Raw genomic sequence first — 1,793 nt, forward strand, 5'->3', positions numbered from 1 at the left:
CTACGAGCAGATGACGCCCCAGCAGTTGATGGAGTCCCTGCGTTCTTCGGGTTAGTTAATTTTGCTCAAGGCTTGCTTCTTCAAGGAATTTGGTAAGTCTAGGCTGGTATCATATCTGCCACTTTTTCCAAGCTTGAGGGGTGGATTGCGATGATATTTAAGGCGGAAACTGGATATTGCTGGGGTTTAACTTTGGTGAGTTTATTCAGGAAACGGTTGTAGGTATAAAACCCATATCCTAGCGACTCCAGGATCTTCGCGGTAGCAGATCCCGTAACTTTAGAACCGCTGATATTCTCAAAAATAACAATAGGCTGGGTGGCAGCAACCAACTCTAGCGCGCCGGATATGACCTGCTCTTCGGCGCCTTCTGCGTCGATCTTGATGAGATCAACTTGCGACTTTCCCTGCGAGCGCCAGATAGAATCCAAAGTAGTAAGACTTACTACTTTTTCATCTCTTGATCTTTGTTCTGACACCGGCCCTGAAGCACTGATGGAGTTAAATACGGTAGCCCTTTCTTCCTGAAATTGGACGGTACCCTCATGGTCTCCAGCGGCAGACTCAACAAGGGAAACAATATTGTCTAGGGAGTTAGCACTGATTGTCTTTTGCAGGTGTTGAATGCAGGAAGGTGTCGGCTCAACTGCAATCACACTGCCTGCCGGGCCGACTCGGCGTGCAGCAAGAAAAGTGTACACCCCAACATTAGCGCCCACATCAATAACATTCATGCCTGCTTTTAGGAAGTGACGGCAGAAATCCACTTCTTCCTCAAACCACTCCCCTTGGGTAAGTAGGACTCGGGTCACGATACTTGAGAATGAAGGTTCTAGTGAAAGCCTACAATTTTCGTAGTTGAGATAAAGATCCGGCTGGCCAGGCAAAGAAGCTGTGCGCACTTGGTGTACAACTTCCCACATCGCAATTTGCTTGACTAGACCTGCTAGTTGATGGTTTGGATCGAGACTGAGCACACGGTTGATTGGCACTAGCCCTTCTATCTTTCTCTGCGAGAGGAGCTCAACTCCCACCGCCAAGGCTGCCTGTGTGTCATCTGGGTTTATAGAATAAGTCAGGTTCCAAAACCTCATGGCTCCTGGGCTATATACAACCCCAATGTGGGCGGCCATCCACTTAGCTAAATAGTATAGGTAGGTATGTTTTGTAGAAGCAGCGGGATCCGAAAAACCTTCGCTTTGAACCCAAATGGGAACATCTGTCAACTGGGAAGGTTGCAGATCCTGGGCTTCCGTACACAAAAACTCCAGTAGAGCATAGGCATCCTCAAAAGCGCGAGAACGATCTCCCAATACCAATAGGGCATGGATTCGGTTTAGCCAACAGGGAACATGATAGGGATCCCTTGCCAGACCTCTTCGCCACAAAGATAACGCTTCTTCCCAAGTAGATTGCCGTGCTGAAACGGAAGCCTCGGCGCCTAGGGAACGGATGAGCTGGATCCCTGCTTGATTCCATTCGTCTGGGCTGGAGTACAAGTCGTTAGGATGAAAGACATAGGCTTCATGAGGCTTGCCTTCCAGAATGTGGAAGAAGGCAGCTTCCATGCTGCGGGCATGCTCGCGCGGATCCCAAATTATCGACCAGCGGCGAGAATCTTTGATTTGCTTTTTAATTCGGTTGAGTTGCTCCGGATTGTTGCCCAGTTGGATCCCACGTTGGATAAACTCTTCGACCGACCAGGTGATGCAGTCTTCTAGACCGATATTTTTCAGCAGACTGTAGCTCATGCGGCCATAGTAATGGCGGCCTACCAGGGTAAGAACCGGCAC

The 1,793-nt window shown here is 49.1% G+C and carries 1 protein-coding gene; it reads right to left on the bottom strand.

All coding sequences use genetic code 11. The features are described 5' to 3' along the window. Positions 1–98: 98 nt before the first annotated feature. Positions 99–1,793 (bottom strand): FkbM family methyltransferase (locus NW844_RS12770; RefSeq protein ID WP_414336187.1); only part of this gene is annotated, 1,695 nt, incomplete at its 5' end.

The organism is Synechococcus sp. H55.2, assembly GCF_047462495.1.
Lineage (GTDB): Bacteria > Cyanobacteriota > Cyanobacteriia > Thermostichales > Thermostichaceae > Thermostichus.